Annotated in this window: 21 protein-coding genes (1 of these 21 running past the window's edge); 8 read left to right on the top strand and 13 right to left on the bottom strand. The window is 54.5% G+C overall.

Annotation, left to right across the window (positions count from 1 at the left end; translation table 11 throughout):
* Positions 1-29: 29 nt before the first annotated feature.
* The gene (gene sodC, locus DFO56_RS06325) at positions 30-551 is read left to right on the top strand and encodes a superoxide dismutase [Cu-Zn] SodC (protein ID WP_016496288.1); all 522 of its coding nucleotides are present in this window, start codon (positions 30-32) and stop codon (positions 549-551) included.
* On the opposite strand, the gene DFO56_RS06320 is transcribed toward sodC, so the two are convergent.
* From DFO56_RS06320 to DFO56_RS06310, 3 genes are read right to left on the bottom strand one after another with little or no spacing between them, the layout of a single operon-like run.
* Positions 544-2,556: an FUSC family protein gene (locus DFO56_RS06320; protein WP_045511434.1), complete on the bottom strand. Its 2,013-nt coding sequence runs from the start codon at positions 2,554-2,556 to the stop codon at positions 544-546. The two genes, sodC and DFO56_RS06320, sit on opposite strands and share 8 nt — an antisense overlap.
* Positions 2,556-3,416 carry an HlyD family secretion protein gene (locus tag DFO56_RS06315; protein WP_045511433.1) on the bottom strand — a complete coding sequence of 287 codons (861 nt, stop codon included), beginning with the start codon at positions 3,414-3,416 and terminating at the stop codon, positions 2,556-2,558. The genes DFO56_RS06320 and DFO56_RS06315 overlap by 1 nt, the downstream gene beginning before the upstream one ends.
* A 2-nt stretch (positions 3,417-3,418) precedes the next feature.
* Positions 3,419-3,655, bottom strand: a complete 237-nt coding sequence (locus DFO56_RS06310) for a DUF1656 domain-containing protein (RefSeq protein ID WP_045511429.1) — start codon at positions 3,653-3,655, stop codon at positions 3,419-3,421.
* Positions 3,656-3,854: 199 nt separating this feature from the next.
* On the opposite strand from DFO56_RS06310, the gene slyA reads away from it, so the two are divergent.
* Positions 3,855-4,295, top strand: a complete 441-nt coding sequence (gene slyA, locus DFO56_RS06305) for a transcriptional regulator SlyA (RefSeq protein WP_016496284.1) — start codon at positions 3,855-3,857, stop codon at positions 4,293-4,295.
* 96 nt (positions 4,296-4,391) lie between these two features.
* Here the strand turns inward: slyA and slyB are convergent, their stop codons facing one another.
* Positions 4,392-4,859 (bottom strand): outer membrane lipoprotein SlyB, encoded by a 468-nt coding sequence (slyB, locus tag DFO56_RS06300; RefSeq protein ID WP_016496283.1) that lies wholly within the window; start codon positions 4,857-4,859, stop codon positions 4,392-4,394.
* A 282-nt stretch (positions 4,860-5,141) separates the two neighbouring features.
* On the opposite strand from slyB, the gene anmK reads away from it, so the two are divergent.
* From anmK to pdxY, 5 genes are all read left to right on the top strand, one after another.
* A complete protein-coding gene (gene anmK, locus DFO56_RS06295; RefSeq protein WP_016496282.1) occupies positions 5,142-6,266 on the top strand; it encodes an anhydro-N-acetylmuramic acid kinase in 1,125 nt (374 codons plus the stop codon).
* Between the two features lie 92 nt (positions 6,267-6,358).
* Positions 6,359-6,679 (top strand): C-type lysozyme inhibitor, encoded by a 321-nt coding sequence (gene mliC, locus DFO56_RS06290; RefSeq protein WP_045511426.1) that lies wholly within the window; start codon positions 6,359-6,361, stop codon positions 6,677-6,679.
* A 56-nt stretch (positions 6,680-6,735) separates the two neighbouring features.
* Positions 6,736-7,392, top strand: a complete 657-nt coding sequence (gene pdxH / locus DFO56_RS06285; RefSeq protein WP_045511640.1) for a pyridoxamine 5'-phosphate oxidase — start codon at positions 6,736-6,738, stop codon at positions 7,390-7,392.
* A gap of 142 nt (positions 7,393-7,534) precedes the next feature.
* The gene (tyrS, locus tag DFO56_RS06280) at positions 7,535-8,809 is read left to right on the top strand and encodes a tyrosine--tRNA ligase (RefSeq protein ID WP_016496279.1); all 1,275 of its coding nucleotides are present in this window, start codon (positions 7,535-7,537) and stop codon (positions 8,807-8,809) included.
* Between the two features lie 73 nt (positions 8,810-8,882).
* A complete protein-coding gene (gene pdxY / locus DFO56_RS06275; RefSeq protein WP_045511423.1) occupies positions 8,883-9,743 on the top strand; it encodes a pyridoxal kinase PdxY in 861 nt (286 codons plus the stop codon).
* Positions 9,744-9,807: 64 nt separating this feature from the next.
* On the opposite strand, the gene gstA is transcribed toward pdxY, so the two are convergent.
* From gstA to DFO56_RS06250, 4 genes are all read right to left on the bottom strand, one after another.
* Positions 9,808-10,413 (bottom strand): glutathione transferase GstA, encoded by a 606-nt coding sequence (gene gstA, locus DFO56_RS06270; protein ID WP_045511420.1) that lies wholly within the window; start codon positions 10,411-10,413, stop codon positions 9,808-9,810.
* Between the two features lie 107 nt (positions 10,414-10,520).
* Positions 10,521-12,023: a dipeptide/tripeptide permease DtpA gene (gene dtpA / locus DFO56_RS06265; RefSeq protein ID WP_016496276.1), complete on the bottom strand. Its 1,503-nt coding sequence runs from the start codon at positions 12,021-12,023 to the stop codon at positions 10,521-10,523.
* 702 nt (positions 12,024-12,725) lie between these two features.
* Positions 12,726-15,584: an RHS repeat domain-containing protein gene (locus DFO56_RS06260; protein ID WP_114413843.1), complete on the bottom strand. Its 2,859-nt coding sequence runs from the start codon at positions 15,582-15,584 to the stop codon at positions 12,726-12,728.
* A 699-nt stretch (positions 15,585-16,283) separates the two neighbouring features.
* Positions 16,284-19,121: an RHS repeat domain-containing protein gene (locus tag DFO56_RS06250; protein ID WP_114413842.1), complete on the bottom strand. Its 2,838-nt coding sequence runs from the start codon at positions 19,119-19,121 to the stop codon at positions 16,284-16,286.
* A 289-nt stretch (positions 19,122-19,410) separates the two neighbouring features.
* Here DFO56_RS06250 and DFO56_RS06245 point away from each other — a divergent pair, with 289 nt between their 5' ends.
* Positions 19,411-19,836: a CopD family protein gene (locus DFO56_RS06245; RefSeq protein WP_045513455.1), complete on the top strand. Its 426-nt coding sequence runs from the start codon at positions 19,411-19,413 to the stop codon at positions 19,834-19,836.
* A gap of 5 nt (positions 19,837-19,841) precedes the next feature.
* Here DFO56_RS06245 and nth read toward each other — a convergent pair whose 3' ends face one another.
* The 5 genes in view from nth to rsxC are tightly spaced (at most 9 nt apart) and all read right to left on the bottom strand, a layout consistent with a single transcriptional unit that may run on beyond the window.
* On the bottom strand, positions 19,842-20,477 hold the full coding sequence (nth, locus tag DFO56_RS06240; protein ID WP_016496272.1) for an endonuclease III: 636 nt from the start codon (positions 20,475-20,477) through the stop codon (positions 19,842-19,844).
* Positions 20,477-21,175 (bottom strand): electron transport complex subunit E, encoded by a 699-nt coding sequence (locus DFO56_RS06235; RefSeq protein ID WP_016496271.1) that lies wholly within the window; start codon positions 21,173-21,175, stop codon positions 20,477-20,479. The genes nth and DFO56_RS06235 overlap by 1 nt, the downstream gene beginning before the upstream one ends.
* 3 nt (positions 21,176-21,178) lie before the next feature.
* Positions 21,179-21,799: an electron transport complex subunit RsxG gene (rsxG, locus tag DFO56_RS06230; protein WP_044489371.1), complete on the bottom strand. Its 621-nt coding sequence runs from the start codon at positions 21,797-21,799 to the stop codon at positions 21,179-21,181.
* A gap of 9 nt (positions 21,800-21,808) precedes the next feature.
* Positions 21,809-22,861, bottom strand: coding sequence for an electron transport complex subunit RsxD (gene rsxD, locus DFO56_RS06225; protein ID WP_045513452.1), 1,053 nt, complete (start codon positions 22,859-22,861; stop codon positions 21,809-21,811).
* Positions 22,862-23,419, bottom strand: partial view of an electron transport complex subunit RsxC gene (gene rsxC, locus DFO56_RS06220; RefSeq protein WP_114413841.1) — the end only. 2,139 nt of this gene lie beyond the right edge of the window; only the last 558 of its 2,697 coding nucleotides appear in the window; its start codon lies beyond the right edge, outside the window; the stop codon is at positions 22,862-22,864.

Here is a 23,419-nt window from a genome sequence, read left to right as displayed (position 1 = left end):
CAGGGTTAAAACAGACCGAAGGAGGTCATATGAAGCGTTTTAGTCTGGCTGTGCTGGCGCTCGTGGTTTGCGCCGGGGCGCAAGCCGCCAGTGAAGAAGTGGAAATGAACCTGGTCACTGCGCAGGGCGTTGGGCAGTCTGTTGGTAGTGTAAAAATCAGCGAAACCGATAAGGGGCTGGAATTTGCGCCCGATCTGAAAGCCCTGCCGCCCGGCGAGCATGGTTTTCACGTCCATGCCAAAGGCAGTTGCCAGCCTGCGATTAAAGAGGGGAAAGCCTCTGCTGCTGAAGCGGCAGGAGGACACCTCGATCCGCAGCATACCGGCAAGCATGAAGGGCCAGAAGGCGCCGGACATTTAGGCGACCTGCCGGTGCTGGTGGTCAACAATGACGGTAAAGCGACCGACCCGGTGGTGGCGCCGCGTCTGAAAAAACTCGCGGATGTGAAAGGCAAAGCGCTGATGGTGCACGTGGGCGGCGATAATATGTCCGATCAACCGAAACCGCTCGGCGGTGGCGGCGCACGTTACGCCTGCGGCGTTATTAAGTAAGCGTTCCGGCTGCCGGGGCTTGCTCCAGCTGCGATAGCGCGCAATATAAGCGCCAGACAACCGAGGCCAGCTCCCGCGCGGCCGGCTGGTGATGTTTACCCAGCACCGCGCTAATCCGCTGCAGCTCGGTCAGCGTGGCAGAAAGCGTTCGTTGCCGGACGCCACGCTCACTCATCACATCCCGCAATAAGACAATGCATAACTCGCGGACTTTGGCGAGGGGATCCGAGCGGATTTCCCAGTCGCGTAGCTGCCAGACAACATGCGAGCAATTCAATAACACAACCCCCCAGCGCAGCAACCAGCGCCGTGCTTGCGCGTCCTGGCTATGGCTTAACTGGCTAATGTGGTGATAAACCACCGATTCAAACTCATGCTCGCTCAGCTGTGGCAGGCGGCTAAGTTGATCGACAAAACTGCGGCGCAGCGTGCGAATGTGACGCCGACTTTTGCGGGCATCTGAGCCCGGACGTAACACGGCAAACGCGAGCCACGCCAGCGCGACACCTGAGATCTTCGCCAGGTTATCATTTAAGAAGTCCGCAAAGTCATAAACCGGTGGATTGGTCACGGCGATAAACGAGCCCATAAAAACAATCAACTGCCCCCACAACCCGGCCAGCTTTGGCATTTGTAATTTCAACAATTGCAGGGTGGTTAACAGCGGGAAGAGAAACAGCAGAAACACCGCCAGCTCGCTGATTTGCACCATCAGGCCGAATTTCACCATAAAGCTGAACAGCGACAGCAAAATTAAGGTGCGCAACAGCAGTGTCAGGGAGTTAAACGGCGCGGGTGAGACGGAGTAAAGCACACAGCTGATAGCCGCCAGCGTCAGCGCCGCCGAGCCCGATTCCCACTGCGTATTGATGCTCCATGCGCCGACCAGACTCAGCGCGCAAAAGGTACGAATGCCGCTCCATAGCGCTTCGGCATTATCCGTATCACGCATCAATCCCGGGCTTCGCGGCGGCGTATAACTGCTGACTGGCGAAGCATTCTCCACGCGCGCCAGCCAGCGACTACTGGTGAGGTATAAACGGCAGAAGTAGCGTAAGCGCTGCCAGAATGCATGGTGCCGGTAATCCTCGCTTTCTCCGGGCGCGAGCGGGGCGATAATCCGTGCGACGGTAAGCGCATCCGCGCGCGGGTGAGCAAGCGCAGAGAGCAGTTGCTCAAGAACCGGGCGCAAGTTTTCCGGCGCGTCGGGCCAGTTCAGCAACATTCTGCGCAGGCTGGAGATCACACTGGTCATGCGCAACTGTTGGTGCAGTAACCAGGTAAGCAAACTGTTTTGCCGCCGAAAACGGTAATGGCTCCAGAACGCCTGAATGCGCAGCAAATTGGTGGTGAGGATCTGGCCGATAACGCTCTCATGGGCGGTGCGGATAGCGTCTGTGGTTTCTGGCCGCCACAGAAGGCTTGCATGCTCCAGCAACCGGGCATGCATTTTTTTCAATGCTGACAGCAGGGTGGTTCCGTCCGCGTTGCCGGGCAGGATCATCATCATCATGCCGCCGCACAAAATGCCCAGGATCACTTCGCACACGCGCGCCTGAGCAATATCCCACAGCTCCGTAATATCGGTCACATCGACCATGGCGAACGCGATAATCGCGGCGGTATAACCCGCCAGTTGAAAGGCATAGGCGACATTATTGGTGAACTGCGCGCAAGCCCAGGTACAAAAGCCAATCCAGGTGGCCATGGCGAACAGAAACAGCCACGGATCGTTGAGTGTCTGACCGGCAATGATCAGTGCCGCGCTCGCCCCAAGCAGGCTCCCGGCAATACGGCCAAGGCTTTTACTGATCACGCCGCCGACGGTGGGGAAGCTGACAACGGCTGCGGATGTCATGGCCCAGTACGGTTCATCGAGATCGAGATAATAAGCCACCGTGAGCGCCAGACACATCGCGATACCGTTGCGCAGCGCATAGCGCCACTGCCCGACCGTGGCTTTTACCCATGGCAGATTTTGCCAGAGCCAGACAGGCGATTTCATTACTGACCGCCAATCGCCACGGTGCACGTGGTGCCGGAAACCAGCGTCAGCCCGGCGGGCAGGTTATCAAACTGAATACGTACCGGCACACGCTGCGCCAGCCGTACCCACGGTACGTTCGGTTTGATATCGGCAACCAGCCCGCTGTCAGTCTCGACGCTTTGGTCATATATCGCGCGACCAATACTTGATACGTGACCCTGTAACGTAACATCTCCACTATAAAGTACGATTTTCGCTGCTGCCCCTTCATGAATATGGCGCAACTTGGTCTCTTCAAAGTAACCCATCACATAAAACGAATGGCTATCGACCAGCGCGAAAACCGGTTGCCCGGCGGTAGCGTAATTGCCAGAACGGGTGGAAAGGTTGGTGACCCAGCCGTCTACCGGTGCCTTAACTACTGTTTGCGCCAATTGCCATTGTGCCTGCGCAAGTTGTGCCTGCGCTGCCGCAACGCTTGCCTGCGCGGCTTTAACACTAATATTGGCAGTATCGAGATCTTCTGCGGAGATGTAGTTTTGTGAGAGATGGCGACGGCGATTGGCTTCATTATTCGCTTTTGCCAGATCGGTTTGCATACGAGCCAACTGGGCTTCGGCGTTCAGTACGGCAATGTGGTAAGGCGTATCGTCAATACGAAACAGCACATCGCCCGCTTTAACCAACTGATTATCTTTCACCTTCAGTTCGCTGATGCTGCCTGAGACCTGCGGTGTGATACTGACCTGCTCAGCGCGGATCTTTCCGTCACGCGTCCAGGGGGACTGCATATAAAAGTTCCACATCCACCAGGCCGCGACAATCGCCACAGCCAGCACCAGGAGAGTAGAAAAATACTTCAGGGATTTCAGGCGCATAATTACCACACAATTAGCAAGCCGAGGGCGAGGCTCAGCGCAATAACAAACAAGGAGAGATCCATCAGGATGGGGTGCCAGATATCACCCGCATAAATCCACCCGCGCAACAGGCGATGAGTAATAAGCCAGAACAAAAAGCCCAGCATGACCACTTTAAATACGGGAGGGAAATAGACCGATGCGCCAAAAATCAGATCTTGCAGGGGTAAGTTCGGGAAACTTGAGTTCAACTTCACACTTTGTGTCCTGTGCAACCTAACGGATCGCCAGATTGATGATTATCATTAGATAAGTACCAACCACTGCGTGTTGCTAAGGCAGGTGGAATCTCAGCGTAAGCCCCGGCGAGAACCGCAATACATTTGTTTTACCAATATAAATACTGCAAACTATTCTAAAATGAGTATAATAACTTAGCAAGCTAATTATAAGGAGATGAAATTGGAATCGCCATTAGGTTCTGATCTGGCACGCTTAGTGCGCGTCTGGCGCGCTTTGATTGACCATCGCCTGAAACCTCTGGAATTAACGCAGACTCACTGGGTAACGCTGCATAATATTCATCAGCTGCCGCCCGATCAGTCGCAAATTCAACTGGCAAAAGCGATTGGCATTGAGCAGCCTTCGCTGGTGCGTACGCTGGATCAACTGGAAGAGAAAGGCCTTATTTCTCGCCAGACCTGCGCCAACGATCGCCGGGCAAAGCGGATCAAATTGACAGAAAAAGCGGACCCAATCATTGAAGAGATGGAGACGGTTATTCGTAAAACCCGGGGGGAAATACTTTCCGGGATCTCTGCGGAAGAACTCGATCAGTTGATTAAAATGATTGCCCGACTGGAACAAAACATCAATGAGCTTCAGTCGCGAGACTGACCAGCAAAGCCTTGCATCCGCAAGGCTTTTTTACATTAACATTCAGTATCGGCAATATGAAAGGGCGGCCACTGGCGTGACCACCTAATGCGGGAATTAACGCGGGGAAACGGTAATCTGACGACCGTTGCTTGCCATCACGACGCGCTGGCCTGCGGAGAAACGGGTGTTGCCCTGTTTCTGCACGACCATAATGGTGTTGCCATCATCTTTACGAATTTCCAGCTCAACACCCTGCGTTTTATTCAGTGAACCCTGGACGGATTGCCCTGCAACACCACCGGCTACCGCGCCTGCTGCGGTGGCGAGAGAACGTCCCGTGCCGCCGCCAACAGTATTGCCAAGGAAACCACCCAGCACTGCACCGCCAAGCGCGCCGATAACATTGTTTTCGTCGCCACCCTGAATCTGTACCGGACGGACGTTAACAATGGTGCCGTAAGTGACATTCTGCACCTGTTTAGCTTCGGATGCAGAGTAGACATCACCGGAAAGCGTGTCGTTATTCACGCAGCCAGCCAAAGTAAAACCAATCAGCGAAACTGCCAGTGCACGTAACATCATTTATGAATCTCCTGTTCACCATGAAACGCCCTTGCGGGCATCCGACATGGTTAAATTATATGGCATTTTAGCAATACCAGGTCATATCTTCTGCCAAATCCCGGCAAAATAATAATCAACGCGAGTTTAACCAGATTTAAACGAAGCGATTATAAGCGCAGCACGGCGTAATTTCACTTAACGGAAAATCATCCGATTGTTAAAAAGTGTTTGCAGCCGATGGCGTTAACCCCCGCTTTATGGTGGAGTGGTGCCCTTCGGTCATGCATTAAAGGAAGGCGTATGAAATCGGGTCGCTACATTGGGGTGATGTCTGGAACAAGTCTGGATGGGGTTGATGTGGTGCTGGCGGCAATCGATGAAACCATGGTCGCGCAGCAAGCGAGCCTGACGTTTCCGATTCCGCTGCCGTTAAAAGAGGCGATTCTTGGCATTTGCCAGGGACAGCAACTTACACTTTCGCAACTGGGGCGGCTGGATACCCAACTGGGCAAGTTGTTTGCCGACGCGGTGCTGGCGCTAATGGACCGAGAGCAACTCCACCCGGAAGATATCGTCGCGATTGGCTGTCACGGGCAAACCGTCTGGCATGAGCCGACAGGCATTGCGCCGCATACTTTGCAGATTGGTGACAATAACCATATCGCGGCGCGTACGGGGGTGACGGTGGTCGGTGATTTTCGCCGCCGTGATATCGCGCTTGGCGGGCAGGGCGCGCCGCTGGTGCCGGCCTTTCACCATGCACTGCTGGCGCACCCGGTAGAACGGCGCATGGTGCTCAACATTGGTGGCATCGCCAATTTATCGCTTCTGATCCCCGGCCAGCCGGTAAGAGGCTATGACACCGGACCTGGCAACATGCTCATGGACGCATGGATTTGGCGGCAAAAAGGCAAACCCTACGACAAAGATGCGCAGTGGGCGAGCGAAGGCAAAGTGGTGCTGCCGCTCCTGCAAAACATGCTAAGCGATGCCTACTTTGCCACGCCTGCACCGAAAAGCACCGGTCGTGAATACTTTAACTACAGCTGGCTGGAACGCCACCTGGCTCACTTCCCGGGGTTAAGCGCCAGCGATGTGCAGGCCACGCTGGCTGAATTGACGGCGGTGACAATTTCCGAGCAGGTGCTGCTCAGTGGCGGTTGTGAACGCCTGCTGGTCTGCGGTGGGGGGAGTCGAAATCCGCTGGTCATGGCGCGTCTGGCGGGGCTTTTGCCAGGTACAGAAGTCACTACCACGGATGAAGCCGGTATCAGCGGCGACGATATGGAAGCGCTGGCGTTTGCCTGGCTTGCGTGGCGAACTCTGGCCGGACTGCCTGGCAATCTGCCCTCAGTCACCGGCGCGTCCGCTGCCTCGGTGCTCGGCGCGATTTACCCTGCTAACCCGCGGCAGAATCAGAGTTAACCGCATTTCACTTTAGTTGCACCGGGCTAGACTGACCAGGCTTAGGGAGGGCGTTTCGCCCTCCGTGACCAGGACCGTCCCGGGAATACTCTATGAAAAAAATAGTCATCGCCTGTCTGCCCGCACTGCTTGCCGGATGCAGCTATTACAATCAGTTAGTAGAACGCATGCATACCGATACGCTGGTTTACCAGTGCGACGAAAAACCGCTCACCGTGAAAATTAATAATACCCGTCAGCAGGCGAGTTTTGTCTGGGATGATAAATTGCTGACCTTACAGCAAGGGCTTTCAGCCTCCGGCGCACGTTACACGGATGGCGTCTACGTTTTCTGGTCGAAGGGTGAGAGTGCGACCGTCTACAAGCGCGATCGCATCGTACTGAATAATTGCCAGCTTATTCCGCAGCGTTGAGATTTTCACAGGGGGGCGCATAATAGCCCCACCTGATGATTACTTTCGCTAACGCCATGTCTGATAACGATCAATTGCAGCAAATCGCGCATCTGCGCCGTGAATACACCAAAGGTGGTCTGCGTCGTGGCGACCTTCCCGCCGAACCGTTGGCATTATTTGAACGCTGGCTGGGGCAGGCCTGTGAAGCCCAGCTTGCCGATCCTACCGCAATGGTTGTCGCGACAGTGGATGAGACCGGCCAACCTTACCAGCGCATCGTATTGCTCAAGCATTATGATGAAAAAGGGCTGGTGTTCTATACCAACCTTGGCAGCCGGAAGGCGCATCACATCGAAAACAACCCTGCTGTCAGTCTGCTGTTCCCATGGCATATGCTGGAACGGCAGGTGATGGTCACCGGCAAAGCGGAACGGCTTTCAACGCTCGAAGTGATGAAGTATTTCCACAGCCGCCCGCGTGACAGCCAAATCGGCGCCTGGGTATCGAAACAATCGAGCCGCATCTCTGCGCGCGGCATTCTGGAAAGCAAGTTCCTTGAACTGAAGCAAAAGTTCCAGCAGGGCGAAATCCCGTTACCCAGTTTCTGGGGCGGCTATCGCGTCAGTATTGACCAGATGGAGTTCTGGCAAGGCGGTGCCAATCGCCTGCATGACCGTTTTTTATACCAGCGCGAGAATGATGCGTGGAAAATTGACCGCCTCGCGCCGTAAACCCTGAAAAATGTTGCTATAAGCGCTGGCACTCCGTGTTCCGGCGCTTTATTCTATCTGCCCCCCATGAAGTATCCTTTCGCATCTGGCGAAAAGTCGTGTACCGGCAAAGGTGCAGTCCGTTTTATACATGGAGATTTTGATGGCAAGCAGTAACTTGATTAAACAATTGCAAGAGCGGGGCCTCGTGGCTCAGGTGACGGATGAGGAAGCGTTAGCAGAGCGACTGGCGCAGGGCCCGATCGCGCTCTATTGCGGCTTCGATCCCACCGCTGACAGCTTGCATTTGGGGCATCTGGTTCCATTGTTATGCCTGAAACGCTTCCAGCAGGCTGGCCACAAGCCAGTAGCGCTGGTGGGTGGCGCGACCGGTCTGATTGGCGACCCGAGTTTTAAAGCCACTGAGCGTAAACTGAACACTGAAGACACCGTGCAGGAGTGGGTGGATAAAATCCGCAAACAGGTTGCACCGTTCCTCGATTTCGACTGTGGCGACAACTCCGCTATCGCTGCAAATAACTACGACTGGTTTGGCAGCATGAACGTGCTGACCTTCCTGCGCGATATCGGTAAACACTTCTCTGTTAACCAGATGATTAACAAAGAAGCGGTCAAGCAGCGCCTGAACCGCGATGATGTCGGCATCTCGTTCACCGAGTTTTCCTACAACCTGCTGCAGGGTTACGACTTTGCCTGCCTGAACGAACTGCATAATGTCGTGCTGCAAATTGGCGGCTCCGACCAGTGGGGTAACATCACGTCGGGTATCGATCTGACTCGCCGCCTGCACCAAAATCAGGTCTTTGGCCTGACGGTTCCGCTGATCACCAAAGCCGATGGCACCAAATTTGGTAAAACCGAAGGCGGCGCGGTGTGGCTCGATCCGAAGAAAACCAGTCCGTATAAATTCTACCAGTTCTGGATCAACACCGCCGACGCGGATGTTTACCGCTTCCTGAAGTTCTTCACCTTTATGGACATCGCGGAAATTAACGCGCTGGAAGAAGAAGACAAAAACAGCGGTAAAGCGCCGCGTGCGCAATATGTGCTGGCTGAGCAGGTGACGCGTCTGGTTCACGGCGAAGAGGGTTTAACCGCCGCTAAACGCATCACTGAAAGCCTGTTCAACGGTACGCTGAGTGATTTGAGCGAAGCCGATTTTGAACAGCTGGCGCAGGATGGTGTACCGATGGTTGAGATGGAAAAAGGTGCCGATCTGATGCAGGCGCTGGTGGATTCGGAGCTGCAGCCGTCCCGCGGCCAGGCGCGTAAAACCATCGCGTCTAACGCTGTTACCATCAACGGCGAAAAACAATCCGATCCGGAGTATTTCTTCACTGATGGCGATCGCCTGTTCGGCCGCTACACGCTGTTGCGCCGCGGTAAGAAAAACTACTGCTTGATCTGCTGGAAATAAAAACAGACCTGCCGAAGGGAGTGAGAAATCACTCCCTTCTTTTTATTGTTCCACTTTTGCAAGGCTACCAACAATGAAGAATATCCTCGCCATTCAATCGCATGTGGTCTTTGGTCATGCGGGGAATAGTGCCGCCGAGTTTCCGATGCGCCGCCTGGGCGCTAACGTCTGGCCGCTGAACACGGTGCAGTTTTCTAACCATACCCAGTACGGCAAATGGACCGGCAGCGTTATGTCGCCAGCCCATCTGACCGAAATTGTGCAGGGCATTGCGGCAATTGACCAACTGAAACGCTGCGACGCGGTGCTGAGTGGTTATCTGGGTTCGGCAGAGCAGGGAGAGCATATTCTTGGGATCGTCCGCCAGGTGAAAGCAGCCAACCCGCAGGCGAAGTATTTCTGCGATCCGGTCATGGGGCATCCGGAGAAAGGCTGCATCGTTGCGCCAGGGGTTGCCGAGTTTCATGTCCGCCACGCCTTGCCTGCCAGCGATATCATTGCGCCCAATCTGATTGAGCTGGAGATCCTCTGCGAGCATGCGGTCCACACGGTGGAGGACGCAGTGGCTGCGGCACGCGAGCTGATTGCGCAGGGGCCGCAAATCGTGCTGGTGAAACACCTGGCGCGCGCGGGACTGAGCGGCGATCGCTTTGAAATGTTGCTGGTGACGTCCAGTGAAGCCTGGCACATTAGCCGTCCGCTGGTGGATTTTGGCGCACGTCAGCCTGTCGGAGTGGGCGATGTGACCAGCGGATTGTTACTGGTGAAATTGTTGCAGGGGGCGAGCGTACGTGAAGCGCTCGAACACGTAACGGCGGCAGTGTATGAAATTATGCTGGCGACCAAAAATTTGCAGGAGTATGAACTGCAGGTGGTCGCGGCGCAGGACAGAATTGCGCAACCTGAGCATCTTTTTAGCGCGACATTGCTGTAAAAAAGGCGGGGATCCCCGCCTTTATTGATGCCCGCTGAGCAGCGCGTACGCGGGCATTCACATTTTACTGAATACCTTCTGCCGCCATTGCAGTCGCCACCGCAGGGCGAGCGGCAACACGCGCCATATACGCATCAATATTCGACAGACCTTCCATATTCAATTTCACCGCGCGCGCCCAGCGCAGAACCGTGAACAGATAACCGTCGGCAATGGTAAAGTTCGCACCGCTAATCCATGCGTTATTGCTCAGGGATTCATTCACGTAGTGCAATTTTTTCTCAAGCAAAGCGCGTACGGTGGGTTTGTACTCTTCCGGTGTATCCGGGCGAAACAGCGGGGTGAAGCCTTTATGCAGCTCGGTTGCGATAAAGTTCAGCCACTCCAGCGTTTTGTAACGCGGCAGGGTGCCAACAGGTGCCAGTAACTGGCTCTCAGGCGCGCTGTCAGCAACGTATTGCATAATCGCCACGCCTTCGGTAATCAGAGTGTTGTCATCCAGCAGCAGCGCCGGGATTTGTCCTTTCGGGTTGATGGCAAAAAAGTCATCGCCGTTTTCCAGGCGTTTTTTCATCAAATCAACACTTACCAGATCCACATCTTTTCCGCTCTCACGCAGAGCAATATGTGAGGCGAGAGAGCAGGCGCCCGGCTTGTAAAACAGTTTCATTATCTTTTCCTTATGGCTGATTTCCGGCATAGGTTATTACGCGGCAGAATAAAAAAAAAGCCGCTAACTTGCGTTAGCGGCTGAATAATTCGAGTTCCCCGCGGCGATTATGCCGTAGCGGTTTCCGACGTGTCGCGAGTGGTATCTTCGCTCTGCGTCATGCGGTTCAGCTTCGGTGCGGTGACGATCATCAGCAAAGCGATAATCGCTGTCGCGATACCAATTTGCAGGAACACGGTGCCATAGATGTTCAGTGACATCAGCGGATCGGTCACGTTTTCCGGGATCGCCATCTGATTAGCCACATAGCCGGCGATAATGTTCGCGCCAGCCGTGGTCAGGAACCAGCTTCCCATAATGAAGCCCATCAGACGCTGCGGCACCAGTTGCGCAACCATCGCCAGACCGAGACCAGAGATCATCAGTTCACCGATACTTTGCAGACCATAGCTTGCGATCAGCCAGCTTACGGAAACGATACCCGCATCAGATGCGAATTTCGTGCCCAGCGGCAGCACCAGGAACGCGCCGGAGCACAGCACCATACCGATAGCGAATTTGTGCGGCATCGGCAGCGTATCACCCATTTTGTTATAGATAGCGGCCAGAATCGGGCTACCAATGATGATCCAGAACGGGTTCAGCGCCTGATACTGCTCAGGTTCGAAAGCGATACCGAACAGCGTGTGCTCAACGTTACGGATAGCAAAGAAGTTCAGCGATGTCGGCATCTGGCTGTAGAGTACGAAGAAGACAATCGCTTGCACCATCAAAATAAAGGCGACGATCATTTTACGACGCGCGGCACCTTTCAGCGCGAAAGTCTCTTTGGCGAAGATGCAGATAATACCCAGCGCCACAACGCCCAGCACCATACGCGCGATGCCCTGGTTGTGCAGCAGCCAGGTGGCGATAGCAATCAGCGCCACGATGCCGACAATGGTTGCCAGCAGATAGCCAACGCGCAGCGGTTCGAAATCGGGTTTAGAACCGTGGTTTTTCACCCAACGTTTGCAGAAAGCGAAGTTAACGATAGTGATCAGCAGACCCACCACGCTCAGACCAAACGCAGTGCTCCAGCCGAACTTCGCAGCCAGCCACGGGGTTGCCAGCATGGAGAAGAACGAACCGACGTTAACGGACATGTAGTACATGGTAAATGCACCATCCAGACGCGGGTCGTCTTTCGCATAGCAGGTGGAGAGCAGGGATGACGGGTTGGCTTTAAACAGACCATTACCCACGGCAATTGCCGCCATGCCCATGTACACAATGCTCGCATCATGACCGGACCACGCTACCAGCGCATAACCGATGGCCAGCACGATCGCGCCCAGCATGATTACGCGTTTGGTGCCCAGTACTTTGTCACCCAGCCAGCCACCGATGGCAACCAGGCCATAAACCAGTGCGCTGAAGGAGGAGAACAGTGTAATAGAGTCCGCTTCTGACATACCCAGTTGTTTAACCAGGTAAACAGCCATAATCCCTTGCAGGCCGTAGTAACCAAAACGTTCCCATAACTCGATAGAGAAGATCAGATAAAACGCTTTCGGTTGCTTAAAAGCGTTCAGGCTGACGCTTTCCGTTGGTTTGTTTGCAGTTGACACATATACCTCTTTTTTTACATCCCATATTAACGGGGGTGTTCAGCGCGCAATGACCAGAGTTCATCACGCTTATAGTTATATTGGGAGGGGAAAACGGCGGTTAATGTTCACTATCCAGCGCGTTCAGGCAAGTCTTTTGACATATTCTGTTACATAGATCCAGGGCATTACAATGCTCGGTGTTTTTATTTGTTATTCAGAGTTAAATTTCATCATTGAAATAAAAGTGGATTTTTCTACTACAATTCGGGGGTTAGATTGCACATTAAGGCATATGTTCCGCTATTTTGGCTAAATGGTAGTGTATTGGGCTGGTTTATGTAGTCAATCTGGTCATATCTCTTGTAAAACATGATTAAAGTTTGCACTGCAACCATTTGCTATACATCGCTGATCTCTTTTTTAACATTGTGTTAGCAATAGCGACCGAATTTGCCGTCAGTTGGATTTTTTTCTTCTAAAAAAAGGAATAAACTTATTAAATACGCATAAGCGGACGATTATTTGCTCAATATCACGATCTGTGCGCAATCATTCGCCATTTTAGCTCTTTTGCAGAGATGCGACCTTTATCACATAACGTAATGGCGGAAAATCAGCGAAATCCTGCGTGCAGCGTGTTGGCTGCACGAAAAAAAACGTGCAGCCGGTGACGGGGTATGTGGATTAGATCCGTGAAGCTTTCAACTCGTTTTTTGCTGCTTAATTTATGCCTAGCGTATTTTTCTCGCTCCGTGGTCCTCTGCGCAGGAATCCTGGCAACAATCGCGCCATCCCTTTTTTGCGAACCGTTTTATCAATCCCCGCCGGCTGTTGCACTGCGCTGGCCTGCTGAACCACATTGTTTTTATAAACGACATCAATGATAAATGAGGGTCCTTCGTCATCATCCGACGATTCTTCACGTGTTACTCCGATAGCGATGAGATTGAATGCATCGAGTATGCGGGCGGTGGATTTACCATTTGGTGTTCGCTGAAAAAACGCCTCAAACAGGGTTTTTCCGGTTAATCCTTCTGTTTCGTTCAGTGTTTGCTCATTTATCACGCTTTTTCTGATGATTTTCTTTGGCATCTCGCCTAAAAAACCGCTGTTCTCAGCCGCTACTTTGTATTGATATTGCGCAATATGTGTCGCGAAATAGGGTTCTGGTTCCACCCGGAAGTTGTGGGCAAATACCCACACGTCTTTCAGAAACTTATTCGTGAAAATATTTTCTGTTTTCAAACTTTTCGACTCGATGCTGAAACCTTCGTCACCGCTGTATTCTACAAACAGGTGAGAGAAATTTTCCCGGTTTGCAATGTAGTCCAGCGCCTGTTGATCTTTAGGAGATAAATCAGGGTAGCTGAAGGCCTGAGTGGACGCAGGGGCACCGGTATATTGTCGCGAATGCTTGAAGTGGGTATAGATGCGCTCCTCATCATAATTATTGAGTCGCATAAATTTGAGGTGAGCGAGAACCTCTTCCAGGGTGCCAAACTGTTTACTCGCTATATAATCAACGGTTTCCATCAATTTTTTTCCCTTCAAAAAGGCGATCCGTGGCACGAGCCCGTCGGGATCATGTAATGCCACAGGGTTATTGCGCACCATGCGAAACAGATTCAGCCCGTCAATGCCACCCGCCGGATCCGCACTCAACCAACGTCCCGCCCACGGCTGGTAGTAGCGGTAGCCGTAGTAATAAAGCCCGGTTGCATCCTGCTCCTTGCCGGAATAACGAATCGTTTTGTAATCCGCCTCCAGCTGGCTGCGCGCGGCGAATAACGCCGTGCCGCCGAACGGGTAATACTCCTCCTGGCTGATAAGCTCGCCACTGCTGTCCACTTCCAGACTGCTGCTGCCGGTGAGGTTGTCGTAGCTGTAGCGAATCTGGTCATTACTGATGCCTTCAGGCTGCCCGCTTTCCCAGTGCAGCACCCGCACCTGCGCGCGTCCGGCCACGCCGACGGTTATCACCTGTAACTCCTCTGTGGCGCTGCTGTGCAGTTCCAGACCCGGCAGGTAAACCACCCGTCTGGTCTGCGTGCTGTTGCCGGTCAGCTGCGCGGTGATTTTCACGATGCGCTGGCTGGCGGCGTCGTAGCGGTAACGTTCGCTGTCATCCGTTGCGCCTGTGCGGGTGACGGGCGTGACCTGCTGAAGTTCCTGTCGCGCCGTCCACAGCAGGCTCTGTCCCGGTAAAAGCTGTTGCTGCTGGCCACCGGCAGTGAACAGCGCCTCCACATCCGCCGGGGTTTCGGTGAGTGTGCTGAGCACCGCGCGGTTACTGCGGTCGGATACGGTCATGTTCACGGTGTAGTTGTTGCCGGATGCGGGCGCGCTGTGCCGGATTTTCGTCAGATTACCGGCGTTATCGTAGGTGTAAGTGCGGGTGTAGTTCGTGTAAGTGGCGTTATCGAAGGAGGTGAAATCAGGCAGGTTACTGCTCTGCTGTACCGCGCTGGCCATTTCGCGCCCGCTGGCGCTGACCAGCTGGTACAGGCTGTCGTAGGCGTAGTGATTTTCGGGAACCACTTCCTGATTGCGCCAGAAACGGGTCTCCTCGGCATCGCTGGTAATCACCAGCACATTGCCCACCGGGTCGTATTCGTAGCGCAGGTCCTGCAGCACTTTTGCCGGTGTCATACGTTCCGTTTTAATGCCCACCAGCCGCTGGGTTTCCGCTTCGTACGAATATGTGGTCGCCACGCCGTTGCCGTGCTCCTCGCGCAGCTTCTGCCCGGCAGCGGACCAGGTCAGGGATTTCACGATAATTTGCTCAGAACCGCCATTCACCGTCAGCCAGCTGCCTTTCAGCAGACCCGCCACGTCATAGGCCACGCGCTGGATATTGCCTCTGGCATCGGTGGTGGTGAGTACATTCCCGGCGGCGTCCACCGTGCTGGTCGTGGTGTAAGTTTCGCCCGCCAGCAGGTCCTTCCACACGGAAGCATCCGCACCCTGCCAGTCTGCGTCGGTATCGTCCGGCAGCAACTGGCGGGTGACGGCAAGCGGCACACCGTTCAGGGAAAGGCTGGTCGTGGAAAGCAGACCTGCCGGGTCGTAGTGGCTGACCAGCTGGCCGGCAAGGTTATAGCTCTGTTCATCTGCGGAATGACCGCCCCGGATAAACCGCTCCGTGATGCGCGCGCTGCCACCGGCAACCTGCTCGGTAATGCCGAGCAACCGCCCCGGCAGACTTGCCTCTTCATACTGGAAGGTGCGTGTCACCGCGGCACTGCGGTCATTCCCTGAGCCAATGTTGCTGACCTGCAAAAACGCCCGCCCGGAGGCGTCATTCAGGGCAATCGTGGTTCCGGCATCGGCACTTTGCGTGCGCAGCGGCGCGCCGTTCAGGTCGGGGAGATAACTGAAATTCACCCGCCCGGCGGCATCCAGGCGCGGGTCAGCACTTTGTGATGGTAAACCGCGCGCGTCAAACTGATGGCGGGTGATGCGCTCGTCGGTGGTGTCCGGCGTTTCCGGATGGCGGTGATAAACGATGTCACGCACCGCCAGACCACGATTATTCAGCACCACTACGGTCGGGGTTTTAACATAGAGGGAAGTCGTCACAGCGTGCTCCGGGAGAGGGAAATTACTGCTTAAATTATAAACAACGCAAAAAAAACAGGCCGGGGGATTAGTTCGCTGAATAATCTGAAATGGTACTCAAATGGGTTAAGTGTAGGAAGTTTCAATCCCGGACGTTGCTACTTGCACACGCGTTGCTCATGCCAGAGACGCACACTTTTATCGGAGAAGGGGCCGCGGAAATCTGTCGCACTTTATCGAAACGGAATGGCTGCTTTTTTTGCAGCCATTCCGACAGCAGAACTAATGAGCCAGCGAAGTCGCCCGGGAGCGGAAGACGTTCCTTGCACGGTTGAATATTCCTGAAATCCATCCTCTAAAGCGCGCCCATCTACCGGGAGACGTCCCAGCAAAAACACGCGGTGTTTCAGGTGCAGTCGCCCTCTGGTTTATCACCGGCGCGGGTGCCTGTGCTACGGTTGGAAAGCAACGAAACTGACGCGATCCCAACACTTATCGATCAGGGTGATAATGATCCGTTCCTTGCCGATTAGCTATAGTCCGCGCGGCTTGCGGAAGTGGCACGGCGAATATCCTGGTCGCTGAGGCTGCACCTGCAATCCGACTATAATCACAGTTACTCCATTGCGGCGTTTATTGAACATTATCAGCGCTTACATGCGTAGCATCTGCTGAAAATAACAGTGATCCCGGCGAAATATATTCGCTGGTGAACGTACATTATTTTTTCATCACAGAGACCCGACTTTTTGCAGTTGTTTTTTGAGTAAATAAAATTAACCTCCCTTTATATTCCGAACTTGGTGATGTACGTTGTGCCGGGTAATCCCAATACCCAGCCTTCGCTGTGGTAATACCACTGATATTATTTTGATCTTTCTCATCAACAACTAAATCCTGGCTAATCAACACAGTTTTCCCCATTCTTAATAAATCCATCGCGGTCATTCGGACACAAACATCCTCAAGTTGTCCCATTAAAATTATCGGATTATCGGCGAATTTCGCCAAAAATTGAGTGGTCGTCATTATCCTGCCAGCATCATTAGCTCTTGATACATCTTCCGCTGGAATATCCATTCCAGGGGCAAATAAACTCTCTGTTTTCTTTAACATTCTCCATGAGCCAACCATTGATTCTATGGGCGTTCGAAGTTTACTGTAAGTCTTCACTTTATTAGTTAGGCTTTCGATACTTTCACCTTTTGGTAAACCTTTCATCGCGCTAAATAAATAATTAACGTCGATCATTGGCAATTGCTTTTCTTTGGCAAAATTTATTATTTCAATATGCCTCCGTTCTGTTTCAGGGTTAGTTCTTATTTTTCCTTTTTTATTAAATAACGCCTTAACCCCAGTATTAGCTGTTTGTAATCGCTGCATATCTATCATCATAAAAACGGGCTCTTGTCGCACGGAAACTAAATCTGCCACCACCTTTTGCAAACTTTCAAAAGGCGCTTCTGTGGAAATGGCCCACGTTTGTTGTCCTGGCTTCGTCATTTCCTCATCGAATCTTTCACTTAAAATATTGCCGATTATGCTCGCATCATTTTCATACGGTTGCAGACCATTATTATCCAGATAGCGAACGGGGTTATTCCTGACCATTTTAAAAAGATTCAGCCCGTCCACCGTCCCTGCCGGATCTGCCGAGAGCCACCGTCCCGCCCACGGCTGATAATAGCGGTAGCCGTAGTAATAGAGCCCGGTGGCGTCCTGCTCTTTACCTGAATAGCGGATGGTCTTGTAATCCGCCTCCAGCTGGCTGCGCGCGGCAAACAACGCCGTGCCGCCGAACGGGTAATACTCCTCCTGGCTGATGAGTTCGCCACTGCTGTCCACTTCCAGACTGCTGCCGGTCAGGTTGTCGTAGCTGTAGCGAATCTGGTCATTACTGATACCGGCAGGTTGCCCGCTTTCCCAGTGCAGCACCCGCACCTGCGCGCGCCCGGCAACACCGACGGTTATCACCTGCAGGGTTTCCGCGCTGCTGCTGCGCAGTTCCAGACCCGGCAGATAAACCACCCGTCTGGTCTGCGTGCTGTTGCCGGTCAGCTGCGAGGTGATTTTGACGATGCGCTGGCTGCTGGCGTCGTAGCGGTAACGTTCGCGGTCGTCGGCTGCGCCGTCGCGGGTGACGGGTGTGACCTGCTGCAGCTCCTGGCGCGCCGTCCACAGCAGGCTCTGCCCCGGTAAAAGTTGTTGCTGCTGACCACCGGCAGTGAACAGCGCGTCGACATCGGCCGGATTTTCGGTGAGTGTGCTGAGTACTGCGCGGTTACTGCGGTCGGATACGGTGATGCTGGTGGTGTAGTTATTGCCGGACGCCGGGGCGCTGTGCTGAATTTTCGTCAGATTACCGGCGTTATCGTAGGTGTAAGTGCGGGTGTAGTTTGTGTACGTGGCGTCATCAAAAGAGGAATACGCCGGAAGGTTGCTGCTCTGCTGTACCGCACCGGCCATTTCGCGCCCGCTGGCGCTGACCAGCTGGTACAGGCTGTCGTAGGCGTAGTGATTTTCGGGAACCACTTCCTGATTGCGCCAGAAACGGGTCTCCTCGGCATCGCTGGTAATCACCAGCACATTGCCCACCGGGTCGTATTCGTAGCGCAGGTCCTGCAGCACTTTTGTGGCGGAGACTCGTTCCGTTTTAATGCCAACCAGACGTTGGGTTTCGGCTTCATAACTGTATGTTGTCACCACGCCGTTGCCGTGCTCCTCGCGCAGCTTCTGCCCGGCAGCGGACCAGGTCAGGGATTTCACGATAATCTGCTCGGAACCGCCATTCACCGTCAGCCAGCTTCCCTTCAGCAGCCCCGCCACGTCATAGGCCACGCGCTGGATGTTGCCTTTCGCATCGGTGGTGGTGAGGACATTTCCGGCCGCGTCCACCGTGCTGGTTGTGGAGTAAGTTTCGCCCGCCAGCAGGTCGTTCCACGCGGAAGCATCCGCGCCCTGCCAGTCTGCGTCGGCATCGTCCGGCAGTAACTGGCGGGTGACGGCAAGCGGCACACCGTTCAGGGAAAGGCTGGTCGTGGAAAGCAGACCTGCCGGGTCGTAGTGGCTGACAAGCTGACCGGCAAGATTGTGGCTCTGTTCATCCACTGAATTCCCACTCCAGATAAATCGTTCAGTGACTTTTCCCTGCTCGGTAATGCTGAGCAACCGCCCCGGCAGGCCTGCATCTTCATACTGGAAGGTGCGGGTCACCGCGGCGGTGCGGTCATTCCCTGAACCAATATTGCTGACCTGTAAAAATGTCCGCCCGGAAGCGTCACTGAGCACAACCACCGTACCGGCATCCGCGCTCTGCGTACGCAGCGGCGTGCCGTTCAGATCGCAGGTAAATTCAAAGTTCGCACGCCCGGCGGCATACAGACGCGGGTCGACACTCTGTGACGGTAAACCGCGCGCGTCAAACTGATGGCGGGTGATGCGCTCATCGGTGGTGTCCGGCGTTTCCGGATGGCGGTGATAAACGATGTCGCGTACCGCCAGACCACGGTTATCCAGCACCGTGACCGACGGGGTTTTAGTAAACGTTGTGGTTTGCATAAGTTCCTCTTGTTGCCTGGTAACCGACGGGTTAGCCGATTGCGGCAGAGATAAAAATCGAACAAACATTCAACGATGCACATTGCGGATTGACTGGTTCCACAGGAGGGACAGTACGCCGCACTATTGCATCTGTAGCGAACCAGGATGCACAGGAAAACCTGGTAAAGTGAGTATAACTAACCGCCGAAAAGTGGAGAGTGCCCGCACTTATCAGGGTGTTAACCCATGACAGCAGACAATGAGTCTGTCAGACTTGCCGCAGTCTTTATTACACTGGAGTCAAACTATGAACTTTCATCCATGGCTCAACGCGTTACATATCGCGGCGGCCATCGTCTGGATAGGCGGAATGCTGGTTATGGCGGTTGTTGCCGGCTGGTGCGCCACACAAGAAAATAACACCGCGCGTGTCGCGTTGGCGGGCGATGTCCGGCGCTGGAGCCGGAAAATCACCACGCCTGCAATGGTGCTGCTGTGGGTTGCTGGTGCGGTAATGGTGGTTGCGCACGGTCAAATGCCGCATCTGTGGCTGATAATCAAGGTGGTGGTAGTGTTGCTGCTTTCAGGCCTGCACGGTTTTCTCTCTGCCACGCTGCGTCGCATCGCGGCAGGTGAAGCGGTGAAGGGGATGGGCGCTTTGCGTAATGCAACCACCATTACTGTTGTCGCTGTGGTGGTGATAATTCTGCTGGCGGTGCTGCGCCCGTTCTGACGACGTTAACTATCGACTTTACTGTCGTACTCGCACAGATCTTCGATAATGCAGGAGCCGCAGCGCGGCTTACGGGCGATGCAGGTGTATCGCCCGTGCAGGATCAGCCAGTGGTGGCAATCGACTTTAAATTCAGCGGGTACCACTTTCAAAAGCTTCTCTTCCACTTCCTCAACGTTTTTACCCGGCGCGAAACGTGTGCGGTTAGAGACGCGAAAAATATGCGTATCCACGGCGATGGTTGGCCAGCCAAACGCGGTGTTAAGTACCACATTGGCGGTTTTGCGCCCGACGCCCGGCAGCGCTTCCAGCGCGGCTCTGTCTTCCGGCACTTCGCCATTGTGTTTTTCCAGCAAAATACGGCATGTCTTGATGACATTCTCCGCTTTGCTGTTAAACAAGCCGATGGTTTTGATGTACTGCTTCACGCCCTCAACGCCCAGCTCCAGCATCGCTTTGGGCGTGTTTGCCACCGGGTAGAGCAGGGCTGTCGCTTTATTGACGCTGACATCGGTGGCCTGCGCGGAGAGCAGTACGGCGATCAGCAACTCAAACGGTGAGGTGAAATTCAGCTCGGTAGTCGGGTGCGGGTTGTTTTCCCGTAAGCGGGTTAAAATTTCCAGTCGTTTTGCTTTATTCATTATGCCTTCCCGGGCGCGGCCTGAGTGCTGTCGTTTTCCGCAGTCGCCGCCGCTTCACGGCGTTTTTTCATTTTCTGATCGATAAGGTATTTCACCGCCAGCATCATGCCGAGGCCAATAAACGCGCCCGGCGGCAACATCGCCAGCAGGAACGGGGAATCGGTGTGGAACACTTCTATGCGCAGCGCCTTCGCCCAGCCGCCTAACAGGCCATCCGCGCCATCAAACAGCGTACCGTTACCGAGGATCTCGCGCAGGGAACCCAGGACGAACATGGCGCAGGTTGCACCCATACCAATAGAGAAACCATCGAGTGCTGAAAGTGCCGGGCCTTTTTTGGCCGCAAACGCTTCAGCACGTCCCACCACGATACAGTTGGTGACGATCAGCGGAATAAAAATGCCCAGTGACTGGTAAAGCCCGAACGCATAAGCGTTGATCAGCATTTGTACCGCGCTGACCACCGAGGCGATGATCATCACGTAAATAGGGATGCGGATCTCATCCGGCGTCCAGCGGCGCAGGAGCGAGATAAACAGGTTGGTCAGGGTGAGTACGAGCGTTGTCGCCAGCCCCAGACCCAGCGCGTTGGTGGCAGTGGACGTGACCGCCAGCAGCGGACACATACCCAGTAGCTGTACCAGGGCAGAGTTGTTTTTCCACAGTCCCTGAACAATAACCTCTTTCACTTCGCTCATCGCTTACTCTCCACAACCCGGTAAACGGGAAAGCTGTTCCGGTAGTGTCATCGCGTACAGGCCGGTCCGTTTCACCGCGTTAACGACCGCGCGCGGCGTAATGGTCGCACCGGTAAACTGATCAAAATCACCGCCATCTTTTTTCACCGCAAAGTGGCTATCGGCCGCGCCGTCAATCCGCTTCCCGGCGAAATGGGTGATCCAGTCAGAAATTCGCAGCTCAATCTTATCGCCGAGACCCGGGGTTTCATGGTGCTCCGTCACCCGCACACCCAGCACCGTGCCGCTGAAATCTGCGCCGACAAGCAGCTGGATGGCGCCTGAGTAACCGTCCGGTGCGGTCGCTTCAAGGACAGCAGCAACCGGCTTGTCATCTTTTTTGGCGATCCATACATGGTGTTGTCCTTTGCCAAGCGCCGGATCGCTGACCAGAAAACAGCTCTGTTGCAGCGAGTTATTATAGCTGTCGCCCGGGATCACCTGATCAAACAGCGCTTTTTGTTGTAGCGCGGCCTGGTCGGCAATCGTTGTTTTGGTCATTTGGTCTATAGCGGCGGTCAGCCCGGTAGAACCCGCGGCGAACAGCGCCAGCGTCACGCCATGTTTACGCATTGTCTTTAGCATGGCGGCTCCTTAACGATGCCCGTACACGCGCGGACGCGTGTAGTAATCAATCAACGGCACGGTAATATTTGCCAGTAATACGGCAAAGGCCACGCCATCCGGGTAGCCGCCAAAACTGCGGATAAGCCACACCAGCACGCCTGCCAGCGCGCCAAAAATCAGCCGGCCTTTGTTGGTGGTCGAGGCGGTAACCGGATCGGTCAGAATGAAAAATGCACCGAGCATGGTCGCGCCAGAGAACAGATGCAATTGCGGCGCAGCCAGCGACTGCGGGGCGAAAACCCAGCCGAGTGTGGCGCAAATCGCCAGAGTCAGCAGGAAGCTTACCGGGATATGCCAGCGAATGGTTTTCTGCCACAGCAGGAACAGACCACCTGCCAGATAGCCGAGGTTAACCCACTGCCAGCCCGCACCAGCCAGCACGCCGCTATAGATAGGGGAGCGCAGGATCTGCTCGACGCTGTGCCCGGCATGCAATGAAGTTTTAAAGGTGTCGAGCGGCGTCGCCTGGCTGACCCCATCGATACCAATGCGCAGCGTTTCCATATTTGCGCCAGCGGCAGTGTGACCGGTGAAAATAACCTGTAACGCATCGATAAAGCCGGGAACGGTGCGTGCGATTTCATACGGCGGCAGCCAGCTGGTCATCTGCACCGGGAAGGAGATTAACAGCACCACATAGCCAATCATTGCCGGGTTAAACGGGTTGTGGCCTAAACCGCCGTAAAGCTGCTTGGCGATAACTACAGCGAACACGGTGCCAAGCACCACCATCCACCACGGGGCGAAAGAGGGAATACTGATAGCCAGCAGCAGACCGGTTAACAGGGCAGAGTTGTCCGCCAGGATCGCGCTAACGTTCTGCTTGCGTAATTTCAGTACCAGCGCTTCGGCAGCCAGTGCGCTGATAATGGCGAGAATGAGCTGTATCAGCGTCCCCCAACCGAAAAACCACAATTGCGCAGCAATGCCCGGCACGGCCGCGAGCGTAACCAGCAGCATGATACGTGAGGTCTGGCGCTGGTTATGGGTGTAAGGGGAGCTTGCGATTCTGAAAACCATTTAATCCTCGTTAACGGCTTGCTGTGCGGCCTTCTTCGCCTGAACACGGGCGATGGCTGCGGCGACGGCGGCTTTGCGCGGGTCGTCATTGGCGGCCTGCGCAAAAGACGAGACCTCATCAGTTTGCGTGGCGGCTTGTAGTTGTTCTGATTTGCGCGCTTTGGCGCGGGCAATCGCTGCTTCAACGGCGGCTTTGCGCGGATCGACCGGTGCAGATTCAGCTGGTGACTGTCCGGCGTCCACCTGTGGTTGCTCAGCGTTTGCGGTCGATTCTGCGGACTGGATCTGCGCGAGCTTACGCGCTTTGGCGCGGGCAATCGCCGCTTCAACGGCGGCTTTGCGCGGATCGACCGGTGCAGATTCAGCCGGTGACTGTCCGGCGTCCGCCTGAGGTTGCTCAGCGTTTGCGGTCGATTCTGCGGACTGGCTCTGCGCGAGCTTGCGCGCTTTGGCGCGGGCTATTGCCGCTTCAACGGCGGCTTTGCGCGGATCGACCGGTGCAGATTCAGCCGGTGACTGTCCGGCGTCCGCCTGAGGTTGCTCAGCGTTTGCGGTCGA

This window comes from Kosakonia sp. AG348 (genome assembly GCF_003337365.1).
Classification (GTDB): domain Bacteria; phylum Pseudomonadota; class Gammaproteobacteria; order Enterobacterales; family Enterobacteriaceae; genus Kosakonia.
The sequence above is the reverse complement of the archived record's forward strand: the minus strand, read 5'-3'. Positions and strand labels throughout refer to the sequence as shown.

What these genes read in the sequence shown, in the direction of transcription:
- sodC (WP_016496288.1), top strand. Translation starts at nt 30, where the DNA reads ATGAAGCGTTTTAGTCTGGCTGTGCTGGCGCTCGTGGTTTGCGCCGGG.
- DFO56_RS06320 (WP_045511434.1), bottom strand. Translation starts at nt 2,556, where the DNA reads ATGAAATCGCCTGTCTGGCTCTGGCAAAATCTGCCATGGGTAAAAGCC.
- DFO56_RS06315 (WP_045511433.1), bottom strand. Translation starts at nt 3,416, where the DNA reads ATGCGCCTGAAATCCCTGAAGTATTTTTCTACTCTCCTGGTGCTGGCT.
- slyA (WP_016496284.1), top strand. Translation starts at nt 3,855, where the DNA reads ATGAAATTGGAATCGCCATTAGGTTCTGATCTGGCACGCTTAGTGCGC.
- slyB (WP_016496283.1), bottom strand. Translation starts at nt 4,859, where the DNA reads ATGATGTTACGTGCACTGGCAGTTTCGCTGATTGGTTTTACTTTGGCT.
- anmK (WP_016496282.1), top strand. Translation starts at nt 5,142, where the DNA reads ATGAAATCGGGTCGCTACATTGGGGTGATGTCTGGAACAAGTCTGGAT.
- mliC (WP_045511426.1), top strand. Translation starts at nt 6,359, where the DNA reads ATGAAAAAAATAGTCATCGCCTGTCTGCCCGCACTGCTTGCCGGATGC.
- pdxH (WP_045511640.1), top strand. Translation starts at nt 6,736, where the DNA reads ATGTCTGATAACGATCAATTGCAGCAAATCGCGCATCTGCGCCGTGAA.
- tyrS (WP_016496279.1), top strand. Translation starts at nt 7,535, where the DNA reads ATGGCAAGCAGTAACTTGATTAAACAATTGCAAGAGCGGGGCCTCGTG.
- pdxY (WP_045511423.1), top strand. Translation starts at nt 8,883, where the DNA reads ATGAAGAATATCCTCGCCATTCAATCGCATGTGGTCTTTGGTCATGCG.
- gstA (WP_045511420.1), bottom strand. Translation starts at nt 10,413, where the DNA reads ATGAAACTGTTTTACAAGCCGGGCGCCTGCTCTCTCGCCTCACATATT.
- DFO56_RS06250 (WP_114413842.1), bottom strand. Translation starts at nt 19,121, where the DNA reads ATGCAAACCACAACGTTTACTAAAACCCCGTCGGTCACGGTGCTGGAT.
- DFO56_RS06245 (WP_045513455.1), top strand. Translation starts at nt 19,411, where the DNA reads ATGAACTTTCATCCATGGCTCAACGCGTTACATATCGCGGCGGCCATC.
- nth (WP_016496272.1), bottom strand. Translation starts at nt 20,477, where the DNA reads ATGAATAAAGCAAAACGACTGGAAATTTTAACCCGCTTACGGGAAAAC.
- DFO56_RS06235 (WP_016496271.1), bottom strand. Translation starts at nt 21,175, where the DNA reads ATGAGCGAAGTGAAAGAGGTTATTGTTCAGGGACTGTGGAAAAACAAC.
- rsxG (WP_044489371.1), bottom strand. Translation starts at nt 21,799, where the DNA reads ATGCTAAAGACAATGCGTAAACATGGCGTGACGCTGGCGCTGTTCGCC.
- rsxD (WP_045513452.1), bottom strand. Translation starts at nt 22,861, where the DNA reads ATGGTTTTCAGAATCGCAAGCTCCCCTTACACCCATAACCAGCGCCAG.